We start from the raw sequence: 14,029 nt of genomic DNA, 5'->3' as shown, positions 1-14,029 counted from the left end.
CCTAAAGCAAAAAGGCAGGCAAGGCAACCCTTTTCGGGCTGCCCTGCCTGTCTTTTTTCTTTGGCCTATTTTGCAACAGGCCCTTTTCGCTTTCATGCAGAAATGTCAGTGCTCATATTGTGTTTGATGGTTTCTAGGGATGCTTGAAGCGGCATCAAATTTTAGATGAGTGCATATTGGCAAACGGGATACAACCATATAAACGCCGTTGCCCTTCTTGGCCTGTGGAAGAGCTGAGAAGATAATCAAAGCAAATTGAGCGGAAAAGTATTGTCCTTTTGACGAAAATTCGATATACTAAAAGCAAGAGAATTGTGCAAAACGGTGATACGATCCAGACAATGCGTTAAAAAGGAAGATGTTGGCTGAGACAGAGGTTAACTCTGTTTTTTTCGTGCATTTGCAAACGCGTTGGCAATAAAAGAGGACTTTTCCAACGGGTGGTGTAGAGAGTGCCTCTTTGCTGGGTAGGGTCAAAGGAGGGAAAGGTTAGAGAATATGAAATACACAAATCCCGTTTCACAATTTGAGTACAAAGGGGCAAAAATAGCATGAAAAAGGCAGTTAAACAATCAACATTGCTAACCGCGTTGAATCTGGGAACTGTTGTATTGGTTATCATTTTGACAATCGCTTTCTTGCTGTCAGTGTCCATGAATAATCGTGCCATGGAAATGTACAGCAATGGGAATGAACTCACAGCGGCTGCGCAGCAATTTCTGGATGCATCCAGTTACTTAACCGAGCAGGCACGAGCCTGTGCTGCTACCGGCGAAAAAACATATCACGACAACTATCAGAATGAAGTAAACAATTTGCAAAACCGTGAAATCGGCTACAGCAGAATGGAGCAGGTAGGTATTACGGAAGATGAGAAGGCTCTCATCACCGAGATGTCGCAGATCTCCAACACCTTGGTTCCGTTGGAAGAAAGTGCAATGAATTCGGCAATGTCCGGCGATATTGATTCTGCACTGGAATATGTTTTTGGTAATCAATACAGCTCGGATTTGAGCCAAATTCAATATCTGCAAGATCAATTTGTTGAGACGTTTCAGGCACGTCTGGATTCAGAAATTGCGCAGCAGAAAACCAATGTGTTCATCATGCAGATTGTGGTGATTATCCTTGTCTGTCTGATTATTGTATTCCAGATTTTCAGCACGCTGTTCACAAGGAAAAAAGTGATTCGTCCGCTGAAGGTGATACAGGAAGAAATGATCGAGTTTTCCAAGGGCAACCTGTCGATTGAAGGAAAAATGCAGGAAGACACCTCGGAATTGGGTATGCTTGTCTATTCTGTGCACCAAATGCGTGGCCATCTGAAAGCATTTATCGAGGATATCCATGAGAAGCTGATGCAGATTTCTCAGGGCAATCTGGATATCAAGATGGATATCGCATACATTGGCGATTTTGCGGAAATTGAAACCTCGATGAAGCAAATCAGCGCATCGCTTAGCGACGCGTTCCGGGAAATCGACCTAGCAGCCAATCAGGTTGCATCGGGCGCGGATCAGGTATCCAACGGTGCGCAGGCGTTGAGCCAAGGCGCTACGGAACAGGCAAGCGCAGTCGAAGAACTGGCTGCGACGGTGCAGGAAATCAGTATGCGAATCAATCAGAATGCGAAGGATACGGATTCTGCAAATGAATTGACAACGGCTACCGGCGTCAAAGTCAATGAAAGCAAGCAGAAAATGCAGGAGCTTGTGTCTGCTATGGAGGAGATCAAGCAGACTTCGCAGCAGATTCAGGGCATCATCAAGACCATTGATGATATTGCCTTCCAGACCAATATTCTTGCATTGAATGCAGCAGTAGAAGCGGCCCGTGCAGGTGCGGCCGGTAAGGGCTTTGCGGTTGTGGCCGATGAGGTGAGAAGCCTTGCGGGCAAATCGGCGGAGGCGTCGAAGAATACGCAAGAGTTGATTCAAAACTCGATCTATGCGGTGGAAAACGGCAGTGCTTTGGCTGCGGATACAGAAAAGGTTTTGGAAGAAACCGTCGAAGGTGCCAATGAGGTTATGGAATCCATTAAACGAATTGCAACAGCGTCGGCAGAGCAGGCGCAGTCGGCTGACCAGATCGCACTGGGACTGGATCAGGTTTCCAGCGTGGTGCAGACCAACTCTGCAACGGCGGAGGAAAGTGCGGCAGCCAGCGAGGAGCTGTCCGGTCAGGCAAGCATGCTGAAATCGTTGGTTGGCAAGTTCAAGTTTGCCGATACAGGTATGCCCCGCACCGATTATTTCGCACCAGAAACCACCGATTATACCGCGCCACAGCCCAGTATGCCGTCTGATACATCTGACGCATCATATTACGACAAGTATTGAGCGAATGCTCAATGTAGGAGAACCAACCTTATGAGAAACAGAGGGACTTCCCGATATACGGGAAGTCCCTCTGTTTATATTCAAGCATAGTATGCAGGCCTGTATGCAGAATACAAACGCATAGACGTTACTTCTGCAATCTGCGGTAGAGCTCTACGATCTGTTCGGAGAATAGACGCGAGGTTTCTGCCATGGCAAGCTGATCCTCTGCATGCACCAGCGTCAAGCGGGTCAAAAGCCCGTTTTCGCTGTTTACTTCCTCCTGAATCAGGTCAAAGTGTGCGTTGTGTGCTTGCAGATATTCCTCATTGCCGCGTGCGATAGCAGCTTCCGCCTCGGTAAAATCACCGCGCTTAGCGTGTTCGATTGCTTCCAGATAGTCGCTCTTCGCTGCCCCACTGAAGGAAATCAGCTGAAAGCAGGCTTGTTCCAGTTGTTCTTGCGTGATGGCCATTGTTATACTCCCATGATCTTCTTGATATCGCCATAGACCTTTTTGCCGTCCATGGTGCCGTATGCCATCATATCAATGACCTCTACCGGCTTGCCTTCCGCGATCTCCTCAATGCGCTTTTTGAGATAGCGGATCTGCGGCCCGAGCAGGATGATATCTGCGTTGCCGACATGCTCGCGCGCCTTGATTTCGCTGGCTGCCCATACGGTCATATCGCAGCCGTCCTCCTTGGCGGCGGCAGAAATTCGGTCACACAGCATGCCGGTGGACATGCCCTGCGAGCAAAGCAGTAATACGTTCATAACTGGAATACCTCCTCTTGTGAATGATATAAAAAATATGATATACTAACAGAAAAACAAATTCGGCGGGGGTAGAGCAATGAATCTGATCGATTTATCCAAACGGTATTTGCTCAATGAAACCGAACATCGGGTGTTGGAGTGTATTCTCCGCGCCGTGGAGCATGGGGATGCAAAAGTCAATATCCGCGCAATTGCGCAGCAATCCTTTGTATCGACAACAACGGTGATCAAGCTGTCCAAAAAGCTGGGGTATCAGGGCTATAGCGATATGATGTATTCCCTGCGCCGTCATTCCGAAGCGGAGCGGGATGCGGCGGCCGGAATTGACCTGACGAGCATTTTGGAAACCGTGGACACGGCTTGTATCGAAGCATTTGCCGACGAGCTGCTGCGCTGCCGAAACCGCTGCATATTTATTGTGGGTTTGGGCTTTTCCACGATTGCGTCCTCGTATTTTATGCGGCGTCTGGCGACACTTGGCATTCTGGCTTACGACGGAGCGCCAGTGGATATGATGCGGGGCGGCAACGAGCCAAGCCTGACCATCATTTTATCCAAAAGTGGTGAAACGCGCGATTTGGTCGATATCGCCCTGCATGCGCAGACGCTGCACCACAAGCTGTATACCATCACCGCGCACGGGGACTCCACGCTGGCGCGCATGAGCGATAACCGTCTGGTGATCCGCACAGGCGGTTCGGTTGCTTATAATGTGCCGGATTTCTTTATCGGCCGCACGATCATTCTGTTTGAGTATATCCTCTCCCGGCTGGTAGACCGGCTGCAACAGGAAAGCTGACCATGTGGCTATCTGCATTTTAGCATGCTGTGTGATTGGCCGCAACAGGTGAGGGAAAAACAGAAACATGTTTTTTATGCAGTTGACAAATTTTTTATTCATCCAAAACGCTTGAAAAAACGTCTGCATTCTTTATGCTTATGATACAAGAGCAAGAGAATGCAGACGTTTTTTTGCTGCCAAAAGAGGATGCAAGGAGGAAATGCCGCATGAAACAGTTTTCAATCGTAATTGCGGGCGGGGGAAGTACTTATACACCGGATATGCTGGAAATGCTTTGTCTGGTGCGGGAGCATTTTCCGCTGCGCCGTGTCGTTTTATACGACATTGATGCCGAACGGCAGGAGCATATCGGCCGCTTTGGCGAGATTTTGTTCCGGGAATACTATCCGGAGGTGGATTTTTCGTATACAACCGACGCAGAAACCGCGTTTACCGATATTGACTTTGCACTGGTGCAGATTCGACCGGGCGGTTTGAAAATGCGCGAATTGGATGAAAAGATCCCGCTCAAGTATGGTGTGATTGGGCAGGAGACCTGCGGTCCAGGCGGTTTCGCGTACGGCATGCGTTCAGTGCCGGCGATGATCGACTTGGTGCGCGCGATCCGCCGTTATTCGCCTGAAGCGTGGATTCTCAACTATTCCAACCCGGCGGCCATTGTGGCAGAGGCGACCAAGCGGGTGTTCCCGGATGATTATCGTCTCATCAATATCTGTGACATGCCAATTTCGATCATGGATATTTTCTGTCCGCTTGCAGGCGGCCGCAAACGCACGGATATTGAGCCGCGGTACTACGGTTTGAACCATTTCGGTTGGTTTACCGCCATGTATGATAAGAAAACCGGTGAGGATGTCCTGCCGGAGATCCTGGCGAAGCTCAAGCGCGGCAATTGCGACGATGAGCTGGGCTTTTCGGGCAAAAACGACGATTACTGGAATTTCACCTTCAAGCATCTCGAAAAGATGGTGCAGGATTTTCCGTTCTCGCTGCCTAATACTTATATGCAGTACTATCTGTATCCCAATACGATGGTTGCGCACACCGATCCCAACTACACCCGTGCCAACACGGTCATGGATGGCCGTGAGAAGCGCGTCAAGGCGTATTGCGACGAGATCGCTGCGCTCGGCAAGATCCGCGGAACCAAGTTTGACATGGATCGCAAATATAGCCGCGGCTCGCATAAAAATGCAGACGGTGAGTTTGAGTCGGCAACGATCGCGCACAACGACGCGCACGCGACGTATATCGTAGAACTTGCTATGAGCATTGCGTATAATCAGGGCGAGATCTTCCTGCTGATGACCGAAAACAATGGTATTGTGCCAAACCTCTCGGATGGGATGATGCTTGAGGTTGCCTGCCGCGTCGGTGCGCGCGGAGCGGAGCCGCTGCGCATTGCGCCGGCTGGCACGTTTGAAAAGGGCCTGCTGGAAAGTCAGTATGCGTATGAGAAGCTGACCGTGGATGCGGCGCTTGAAGGCTCTTACCAGAAGGCGTTGCAGGCACTGGTCGTCAACCGCACGGTGGTGGATACCGATCTGGCTCATAAGATTTTGGATGAATACATTGCGGTCAATGGGGAGCACTTCCCTGTCTTACAATAAGACCAAGGCAGTTTTCAGCAAGGGGGAAAGAAAATGAATAAAATTACGGAATTTATGGAGACACATCTGATGCCGATGTCGCAGAAGCTGTCCAGCAACAAATATCTGGTTGCGCTGCGTGACGGTCTGATGCTGTCCATGCCGTTGCTCATCATCGGTTCGATCGCCATTGTCATCGGTGATTTCCCGGTGCAGGCGTTCCACGACTTTATGACCTCACTGGTGGGCGATGTTTGGGGCTCGTGGTGCTGGGATATGGTCAATCCTGCGACGATGGGTCTGGTTGCGCTGTTTGCGGTGGTCGGCGTATCGCATTCGCTGGCGTCGGAAGAGGGGGTTGAGCCGCTGCCCGCGGTCGCCATTTCCATTTCGGCCTACTTCCTGCTGCTTCAGCAGATGGAAGAGGGCGGCTATGCTGCTTCCAGCTTTGAGGCGAGTGGTTTGTTTACCGCAATGCTGACCGCGCTGCTTGCAACCAAGCTGTATGCGGTTTTGCTCAAGAAAAACCTGAAGATCAAAATGCCGGAATCCGTACCGAGCTTTGTCTCGCGTCAGTTTGAAGCGCTCATTCCGGCAACGATCATTGTGATTCTGTTCCTCGCGATTCGTCTGGTGTTTGCGGCAACGCCATTCGGCACGGTGACGAACTTCATTGTCACGGTGATCCAGATGCCGTTGACCAACATCGGTACAACGTTCATCGGTACGTTGTTTATCACCATCCTCAACTCGATTTTGTGGTTCTTCGGTATTCATGGCACGGCGGTTATCGACTCGTTCATGGGTCCGCTGTGGTATGCGGCGCGTTTTGCCAATCTGGATGCATTCAATGTGGCGGCGGATGCAGTTCGTCCGTACATCGTCACGCAGGACTTTGCCAACCATATCATCTTCCTCGGTGGTACGGGCAATACGGTGTCGCTGGCGGCGATCATGGCGTTCCGCTGCCGCTCCAAGCGCATCAAGTCGCTGGGTAAGCTCGGCTTGTTGCCCGGCATCTTCAACGTCAACGAGCCGATCATCTTCGGCCTGCCGATGGTGCTTAACCCGATGATGGCGATTCCGTTCTTCATCGTTCCGCCGGTGACCGTGCTGATTTCGTTCTGCGCCATGTACTTCGGTCTGGTGCCTTATCCGACCGGCGTTACCGTTCCGTGGACTCTGCCCGCGCCGTTCGGCGGCTGGATGATGTGCGGCGACTGGCGCGGCGGCGTGCTGCAGCTGGTGGTAATCGTCATTGGCGGTTTGATCTATTATCCGTTTATTACCGCACTGGATAAGCAGTATCTGGAGGAGGAACAAGCGGTTCCGGCAGAGATTGCGGTAGAATCATAAAAACAGGATGCCGGTAATATATACCGGTCAATCGGATGGAGTGGAATGACATTGCAGAAAAAGAAAGAAATGAAGGGTAAAGGCATCCATCCGCTGCGCCGTTTGGCAGCATATGCGGTGGACTGGTATCTGGCAACAATGGTGTGCGGTGCGCCGCTTCTGCTGGTCAACTCCATGCGTACGGGGATCGCTGCGCTGGACACATCGCTGCCGCCGGATGGCGCGGGATGGCTCTGGGGAACGGTTGCGATCTTGTTGGGTGTACTATATTACTGGCTGGTGCCGCTGCTCTGGAACGGCCAAACGCCGGGTAAGCGTCTGCTGCGGCTGAAAATCGTGCGCGCGGATAACGGCGAGCCGGTGTCTGCGGACAAGCTGCTTCTTCGGCAGGTGGTTGGTCTGCTGGTGCTGGAAGGCGCGGTGGCATTCCCGAGCCAGCTGTTGCGCGAGCTGTTGGCCCGCGCGGCGGGCGACGGCGCAGCGGATGCAGTGCGCATCGGTATGGTGGCAATCACCATCGTATCGGTGATGCTGGGTGTATATACGCCGAGCAGACGCATGCTGCACGACCGGATTTCCGGCACCTGCGAGGTGCTTTTGCCGGAAACGTCCGCAGTTCACAACGAAAAATCAAACAGTAAGGCGTAAATGAGAACAGGCCGGTGTCAGGATAGACACCGGTCTGTTTTATCTAGGGAAAATGGAAAATTCACAGTCTATTCAACTATTTTGGTGTGTGCGTGTTATACTGAAACCAAAGGCAACTGGAAAGAGGGAAATGGCTATGAAGATGCTGTATTATGGCGGTACGATCCATACCATGGAAGAGAATGGGCAGGCAGAGGCACTGCTGGTGGAAAATGGCGTGATCGCTGCGGTAGGGGATTATGAGCGTTTACACGCACGCGCCAAAGATGCAGCAGAGATCAATCTGGACGGCCGCGTGCTGCTGCCAGCTTTTATTGACGCACATAGCCACTTTTCCGGTGCAGCTTATGCGATGCTGCAAGCCCCGCTCGGGGAAACGGTGAACTTTTCCGAAATTGAGGGCGCGTTGACGCGTTTTATCACGGATAATCGTGTGCCCGACGGGCAGTGGGTGGTCGGCAAGGGCTATGACCAGAACGCGCTTGCCGAGCAGCAGCATCCGACACGCGAGGTGCTCGACCGCGTATCCGCGCATCACCCTATTATGCTGGTGCATCAGTCCGGACACATGGGCGTGTTTAACACGCTGGCGCTTGAGCTGCTCGGCGTCACGCCGGATACACCGGCGCCCGAGGGTGGTGCCATTGGCAAAGAAAACGGTCAGCTGACCGGTTATATGGAGGAAAATGCCTTTTTGCAGTACCAGCAGAAGGTTCCCGCGCCCGATCTGGCGGATTTGCTGGATGCTTGCCGACGGGCGCAGCAGCTTTATGCTTCTTACGGTATTGCGACGGTGCAAGAGGGAATGATGCCGGAAAGCCTGGTGGGGTTATATCAGGCGCTGCTGGCGCACCGGCTGCTTGAGCTCGACGTGATTGCCTATCCGGGCGTGGATGTGCTGGACGATATCTGCGACGCATTCCCGGAAGCGGTGCGGCGGTATGACCGGCATTTCAAGCTAGGCGGCTGCAAGATGTTTCTGGATGGATCGCCGCAGGGACGAACGGCATGGTTGCGCGCGCCGTATCAAGACGCAGCGGACGGCTACTGTGGCTATCCCACCATGACGGACGAAGCGTTGCGGCAGGCGCTGACGACGGCTTATCGCAGCGGCATGCAGCCGCTGGCGCACTGCAACGGGGATGCCGCCGCGGCACAGTATCTTGCTGCCATTGCAGCGGCAGAGAAGAAACGTTCGGACTTTCGTGACTTGCGGCCGGTGATGATCCATGCGCAGCTATTGGCGCGCGATCAAATGGACGAAGTGGCGCGTCTGGGCGTGATCCCGTCGTTCTTTATCGCGCATATTCATCAGTGGGGTGATGTGCATATACGCAATTTCGGAATGGAGCGCGCCTCGCGCATCAGTGCGGCGGGGTCTGCGCTTGCGCGTGGTATCCCCTTTACGTTCCATCAGGATGCGCCCGTCCTGCCGCCTGATATGCTGCACACGATCTGGTGCGCGGTGCAGCGCGAGACTAAAGACGGCGTGACGTTGGGTGCGGATGAGCGTATTCCGGTCATGGATGCGCTGCGCGCGGTGACGGTCAATGCGGCGCGGCAATATTTTGAGGAAGAACGCAAAGGCTCGCTGCGGCCGGGCAAAACTGCCGATCTGGTGCTGCTGGACGCCGACCCGCTTACTGTGTCTGCTGACAAGTTGCGGGACATCCGCGTGCTCGAAACGGTCAAGGCAGGAGAAACCGTGTTCCGCGCATAAGCGTCAAAAATCCCTTGCCTTTCGCCTGCGGGATGCCGTATACTAAGACGGAAGATCATCGGCCCGCACAGGGCGCAGAACAGGAGAGAAGCAACATGAATATCACCAAGGGCGATGTGCTCGAGCTGCGCCGCCGCTTGAAAAAGACCGAATGCACCTTCGGACGCATGTGCGGCTGTTATGTCAACAGCGGCAAGCAGGTGGTGCTTAAATTCAGCGAATCCTTTTCCGAACTGGAAGAGGACGAGTTTTATAAATATCTGGAGATTGCTAAGAAAACGCTGTCCGGTACGCTGGGCAGCAATCTGCTCGAACTGGAGTTTGACCGCAGCGAATCTGCGGCGGAGCATCAGAAGTATCTGCTCGCGCTCAAAGAGAGCAAGTTGGGGAATGAGGAATTGCTTGATCGGCTGTACGAGCAGATCATCGCGGAGTATGCGTATCCGGGCAACTATCTGATTTTGGTATATCATGATATTTACGATGTACCATCTAAGGCGACCTCAGGTGAGGAGCAGGACGAATCCGAGGAGATTTACGAGTACATACTTTGTGCCATCTGTCCGGTCGAGCTGTCCAAGCCAGCGCTGGGCTACCGCGAGGACGAAAACCGCATCGGCGCGCGCGTGCGCGACTGGGTGGTCGGTCTGCCTGATCTGGGCTTTGTTTATCCGGCGTTTGCAAACCGCGGCAGCGATGTCAACGCTGTGATGTATTATGTCAAAACCGGCAAAAGCTCACACCCGGAACTGGTCGAGCAGGTGCTCGGCTGCGTGCCGCAGCGTACGGCGGCGGAGGACAAGCAGGCATTCCGGAGCGTGGTGCTGGACGCCTTCGGAGAGGATGAGGAGCAGGCGGATGCCGCCTTTTTCCAGATCCAGAAAACCATCAGCGGTATGGTGGCCGAGCGGGAAGAGGACGAGTCCCTGCCGCCGGTCAGCTTGACGGCGGAAACGCTGTCCGGTCTCGCCACCGAAGCGGAGGTGCCGGAAAAGGTGCGCGAATTGATGGAAAAAAGCTATACGCATGTGTTCGGCGATACGCCGCCGGTGGCGGATAATGTGCTGGACAGTAAACTGGTCGAGGAAGGCACAGCCCGTGCCCATACCGCGGCGCTCGAGCAGAAGGTAGCGGTTTTGCAGCAGGAGCTGGCCGCGCAGGCGGCGCAGCGTGTCGATGCGGAGGATGATGCGCCGTGGCGCGAGGATGCAGAAATCGAGCTGCATGTGCCGCAGGAACGCGCAAGCCGCATCCGTGCGGACGTGGTGGATGGGCAGAAGTGTCTGCTCATTCCGCTTGAGGAAGGCGAGCATGCCCGCATCAACGGTGTGGAGCAGCCGCTGTAATTTTCCCAAAATGCACAGAGGACGGGGTGAAGACCCCGTCTTTTTGCATATAAATGGGGAAAAGAAGGCGCATTTTCCGTTTTTTAAGCGTATAACATTGAATGTGGTGGGGAAAGTGTGCTATAATGCCAATATCTAAGGTTTTTTGGAGCGTAGGAATATGGCTGATATAAAAAACAAACGCCGTCCCCCGCGGGAGGACGACGGTACGCTGATCGAGGGCCGCAATGCGGTGCTGGAAACGCTGCGCGCGGGGCGTGCGGTGGACAAGGTTTTTGTGGCTGAGGGTGCGCGCATTGGTGATGTGGCAGCGGAAGCGCGGCGACATGGCGTGCCGGTGGTCACCTGTGACCGCCGCAAGCTCGATCACATGAGCCCGACCGGCAACCATCAGGGCGTAATCGCACAGGCGGCAGCACAGGAATACGTTTCGCTCGACGATATTTTCCGCGTGGCGGAAGAGCGCGGCGAGGTGCCGCTGATTGTGGTATGTGACGGTATCGAAGATCCGCATAATCTGGGCGCGATCATCCGCTCGGCGGAAACGGCAGGCGCGCATGGTGTGATTATCCCCAAGCGCCGCGCGGTCGGTCTGACAGCGGCGGTAGCGCGTGCGGCGGCAGGCGCGCTGGCCTATGTGGGCGTGCACAAGGCGAACAACCTTGCCGCGACGCTTGACGAGATGAAGGAGCGCGGCGTATGGCTATTCGGTGCGGAGGCCGATGGTACGGTTGGGCTGTATGAGGCGGCGTTTGACCGTCCCACAGCGATCGTGATTGGTTCGGAAGGACAGGGCCTCAGCCGCCTGACGAGAGACAAATGTGATTATATTGTCAGCATTCCGATGCGCGGTCGGGTCAATTCGCTGAATGCATCCAATGCGGCGGCAGTGCTGCTGTTTGAAGCGGTGCGCCGCCGGACGCAGGCCGATTAAAGGAGGCAAACGGATAAGGATATGGACAGAAAAGACGAAACCATGAATCTGGAAGCGATCAAGGCAATGCTCAGTGACGTACCGGATGGGGATGAGTTCGATCTGGATTCGATTATCGCTGAGGTAGAGGGCGGCACGCCGGCGCCATCGCGCCATGTGCCCCGCTCTGAGCCAGTGACTTTCCGAGCAGCACCGGAGCAACCGGCACCCAAAGCAGAGCCACCTAAGGCGGCGCCGCAGGTACATGTGCCGGAGCCGGAAGTGCCGAAGGCAGCGCCGGTGCAGGCAGAAGCTGCACCGCAGACGGCGCCGCGTACCGCACCGAAAAAGCGTGCGCCGCGCAGGGGCGAATCCGAAGAGGAGCAGATTCCTGACCTGACCGCTTTTGAAGAGGCAGAGCAGGATGAGCGCGCGGCGCGCATTGCAGTGCGCGAAGCCAAAGCAGCCGCTCGTCAGGAAAAAGCAGCTGCCAAGGCAGCAGCCCGGCAGGCGAAGCGCGAAGCAAAGCTGGCAGCCAAGCAGGCTGCGGAAGCCGAAGAGGAATTTGATGATATTCCGGATCTGCCGGAGGAAGATATATCCGAGGAGATGGCTTCTTCCAAGCATGCAGGGCGCGGCGTGAAAATGACGCGCAAGGAAGCCCGCGCGGCGCGCATTGCGGCCGAGCAGGCGGAAGAGGAAGAGGAAATCCAATTGCGAGATCCAGCGCAGGCGCAGCGTGCATTCAAGCGGCGCGCGCAGGGCTTATCCGCGCGTTCGATCGTCGTGCTGATCCTTGCGATTGCTGCGGCATATCTCAGTCTTGCGCCCAGCATTGAAGTGCTGCCGATTCCGGTGGCGATTGATGTCGTGGAAAATCCGACGATTGGCATCGGCATCTTGCTGCTGCTGCAATTCATCGCGTTGTTTGTCGGTATTGATGTGTTCGGCATGGGTTTTTACAATTTGCTGCACGGTATGCCGGACCGCGCTTCGCTGGTGTCGTTTGCCATCCTTGCAGCGCTGCTGCACGGGGCGTCTATCATCGTATTTGACAACCAGTCTGGTGTGCAGATACCGTATCTGGCGGTCAGCATTTTGCTGTTGTATGCGGCCATGCGAGAGGAACGCGGTCGATTTGCCGCGCGTGCCCGCGCGTATCAGGCCATTTGCTCGGCAGAGCAACCTGCGGCGATTTACAGCCATTATGATGCGGAGGACGATGCCTGCCGTGCAGTCAAGGGGCCGCTGCATGCGGAAAAAGCATTTCTGACCGAAATGGAGCGCCCCGACACTGTGGATCGCTTCTCCATGATCTATGTACCGGTTGCGTTGGCGGCTTCGATCATTTTTGCCTTGCTGGCTTCGGTTGGACGTGGGGAGCCGGTGCGTTTCTTCTGGGCATTTTCTGCTATATTGTCGGTTTCTGCGCCACTCGGCCTGATTTGTGCATTTGGCGCAAGCTATAAAAATGTATCCCGCCGTTTGCTGGCTTCTGGCGCGGCGATTGCGGGTGCGCGGCAGGCCAATCTGCTGCGCGGCACAGAAGAAGTCGTGCTGACTGAGAACGATCTGTTCCCGTCCGGCTCGATCAGTCTGGAATCGTTGCAGAACATGGGTCGCCTGTCGGATGATAAGGTGCTTGCCTGTGCGGCAGCGCTGGCGGATGCGGCCGGTTTGGAGCTGGGCCGTGTGCTGACGGATGCCACGCGCGAGCGCTACGGCGTGACGCTGGCGGCACGCAACGTGCAAGAAGTGGAAGGCGGCCTGACGGGCGACATCGGCACCAGCCGCGTGGTACTGGGTACGGCGGCGCTGATGGTCAAAATGGGTATTCGCATCCCGTCCGGTCAGGGTGAGCAGGTCTGCTCGTATCTGGTAGTGGATAACGCACTCGCGGGTGTGCTCACGCTGCGCTATCAACCGACCAAGCATACTTATCGCGCTATGCGCATGATGCGCCGTATGCATATGAATGCGGTGCTGGCGGTGCGGGACTTCAATATCTCTCCCGCGATGGTAGAGACAGAGTTCGATTTGCGTCGCGGCTTTGCTGACCAGCCTGAGCCGGCTGGCGTGACGCGGCTGCTCGATCCGAACTACTCCAATGGAGATGCACCCGCCGCTATTCTGACGCGCGAAGGAGCGGGGGCGTTTGTGCAGGTGTTGCGCTGTGCAGACAAGCTGGCTAGTGCGGTGCGCTCCGCATTGACGCTGGGTGCATTCGCAGGTGTTTGCGGTATGCTGATCGTTGCGTATCTGGTATCACAGAATGCAGCGGACGCACTGCCGGTGACAAATTTGTTGCTGTATTTGCTGTTGTGGTATATTCCTGTATTCATTATCACACAGCAAACGCATTAAAAACATAAAAAAGCAGGTCTGGATTTTTATCCAGACCTGCTTTTTGCCATGCATGGCAATGGGGGAACGTAGGCCGCCTGAGGCGGCAAAAAGAGAGAGAAGAATTATATAGGCAGGACGGAGGCCATCGAAAAAACGGCAAGCGCAATCGCCAGCACAGCGGCTGCGGTAGCAAGATAGGCTCGTGTCATGG

General features: G+C 54.7%; 11 protein-coding genes. 9 read left to right on the top strand and 2 right to left on the bottom strand.

Annotated elements, in window-relative coordinates; all coding sequences use genetic code 11:
* Positions 1 to 551 precede the first annotated feature (551 nt).
* On the top strand, positions 552 to 2,339 hold the full coding sequence (locus ABGT74_RS05725) for a methyl-accepting chemotaxis protein (protein WP_346704822.1): 1,788 nt from the start codon (positions 552 to 554) through the stop codon (positions 2,337 to 2,339).
* A gap of 127 nt (positions 2,340 to 2,466) precedes the next feature.
* Here the strand turns inward: ABGT74_RS05725 and ABGT74_RS05720 are convergent, their stop codons facing one another.
* Together ABGT74_RS05720 and ABGT74_RS05715 are read right to left on the bottom strand one after the other, a co-directional pair.
* Positions 2,467 to 2,793: a PTS lactose/cellobiose transporter subunit IIA gene (locus tag ABGT74_RS05720; protein ID WP_346704821.1), complete on the bottom strand. Its 327-nt coding sequence runs from the start codon at positions 2,791 to 2,793 to the stop codon at positions 2,467 to 2,469.
* 2 nt (positions 2,794 to 2,795) lie between these two features.
* Positions 2,796 to 3,095 carry a PTS sugar transporter subunit IIB gene (locus tag ABGT74_RS05715; RefSeq protein ID WP_297282378.1) on the bottom strand — a complete coding sequence of 100 codons (300 nt, stop codon included), beginning with the start codon at positions 3,093 to 3,095 and terminating at the stop codon, positions 2,796 to 2,798.
* Between the two features lie 79 nt (positions 3,096 to 3,174).
* Between ABGT74_RS05715 and ABGT74_RS05710 the strand changes: the two genes are divergently transcribed.
* From ABGT74_RS05710 to ABGT74_RS05675, 8 genes are all read left to right on the top strand, one after another.
* Entirely contained in the window at positions 3,175 to 3,897 is a 723-nt protein-coding gene (locus ABGT74_RS05710) for a MurR/RpiR family transcriptional regulator (protein WP_297282379.1), read from the top strand.
* A gap of 209 nt (positions 3,898 to 4,106) precedes the next feature.
* Positions 4,107 to 5,510, top strand: coding sequence for a 6-phospho-alpha-glucosidase (locus tag ABGT74_RS05705; protein WP_346704820.1), 1,404 nt, complete (start codon positions 4,107 to 4,109; stop codon positions 5,508 to 5,510).
* Between the two features lie 33 nt (positions 5,511 to 5,543).
* Complete coding sequence (locus ABGT74_RS05700) at positions 5,544 to 6,845, top strand: PTS sugar transporter subunit IIC (RefSeq protein ID WP_346704819.1); 1,302 nt, start codon at positions 5,544 to 5,546, stop codon at positions 6,843 to 6,845.
* 45 nt (positions 6,846 to 6,890) lie between these two features.
* Positions 6,891 to 7,493 carry an RDD family protein gene (locus ABGT74_RS05695; RefSeq protein WP_346704818.1) on the top strand — a complete coding sequence of 201 codons (603 nt, stop codon included), beginning with the start codon at positions 6,891 to 6,893 and terminating at the stop codon, positions 7,491 to 7,493.
* A gap of 136 nt (positions 7,494 to 7,629) precedes the next feature.
* Positions 7,630 to 9,213, top strand: coding sequence for an amidohydrolase (locus ABGT74_RS05690; protein ID WP_346704817.1), 1,584 nt, complete (start codon positions 7,630 to 7,632; stop codon positions 9,211 to 9,213).
* Positions 9,214 to 9,308: 95 nt separating this feature from the next.
* Positions 9,309 to 10,559 (top strand): DUF4317 domain-containing protein, encoded by a 1,251-nt coding sequence (locus ABGT74_RS05685; RefSeq protein WP_297282384.1) that lies wholly within the window; start codon positions 9,309 to 9,311, stop codon positions 10,557 to 10,559.
* Between the two features lie 160 nt (positions 10,560 to 10,719).
* Positions 10,720 to 11,493 (top strand): 23S rRNA (guanosine(2251)-2'-O)-methyltransferase RlmB, encoded by a 774-nt coding sequence (gene rlmB, locus ABGT74_RS05680; RefSeq protein WP_297282385.1) that lies wholly within the window; start codon positions 10,720 to 10,722, stop codon positions 11,491 to 11,493.
* 21 nt (positions 11,494 to 11,514) lie between these two features.
* Positions 11,515 to 13,836 carry a hypothetical protein gene (locus ABGT74_RS05675; protein ID WP_346704816.1) on the top strand — a complete coding sequence of 774 codons (2,322 nt, stop codon included), beginning with the start codon at positions 11,515 to 11,517 and terminating at the stop codon, positions 13,834 to 13,836.
* Positions 13,837 to 14,029 lie beyond the last annotated feature (193 nt).

The sequence above is a fragment of the uncultured Agathobaculum sp. genome, assembly GCF_963927765.1.
Classification (GTDB): Bacteria; Bacillota; Clostridia; order Oscillospirales; family Butyricicoccaceae; genus Agathobaculum.
Note: the sequence above shows the minus strand (reverse complement) of the source record. Positions and strands in the feature narration are given on the sequence as shown.

Bases quoted from the DNA above. Each gene is read 5' to 3' on its own strand.
- ABGT74_RS05725 (WP_346704822.1), top strand. From the start codon at position 552: ATGAAAAAGGCAGTTAAACAATCAACATTGCTAACCGCGTTGAATCTG.
- ABGT74_RS05720 (WP_346704821.1), bottom strand. From the start codon at position 2,793: ATGGCCATCACGCAAGAACAACTGGAACAAGCCTGCTTTCAGCTGATT.
- ABGT74_RS05715 (WP_297282378.1), bottom strand. From the start codon at position 3,095: ATGAACGTATTACTGCTTTGCTCGCAGGGCATGTCCACCGGCATGCTG.
- ABGT74_RS05710 (WP_297282379.1), top strand. From the start codon at position 3,175: ATGAATCTGATCGATTTATCCAAACGGTATTTGCTCAATGAAACCGAA.
- ABGT74_RS05705 (WP_346704820.1), top strand. From the start codon at position 4,107: ATGAAACAGTTTTCAATCGTAATTGCGGGCGGGGGAAGTACTTATACA.
- ABGT74_RS05700 (WP_346704819.1), top strand. From the start codon at position 5,544: ATGAATAAAATTACGGAATTTATGGAGACACATCTGATGCCGATGTCG.
- ABGT74_RS05695 (WP_346704818.1), top strand. From the start codon at position 6,891: ATGACATTGCAGAAAAAGAAAGAAATGAAGGGTAAAGGCATCCATCCG.
- ABGT74_RS05690 (WP_346704817.1), top strand. From the start codon at position 7,630: ATGAAGATGCTGTATTATGGCGGTACGATCCATACCATGGAAGAGAAT.
- ABGT74_RS05685 (WP_297282384.1), top strand. From the start codon at position 9,309: ATGAATATCACCAAGGGCGATGTGCTCGAGCTGCGCCGCCGCTTGAAA.
- rlmB (WP_297282385.1), top strand. From the start codon at position 10,720: ATGGCTGATATAAAAAACAAACGCCGTCCCCCGCGGGAGGACGACGGT.
- ABGT74_RS05675 (WP_346704816.1), top strand. From the start codon at position 11,515: ATGGACAGAAAAGACGAAACCATGAATCTGGAAGCGATCAAGGCAATG.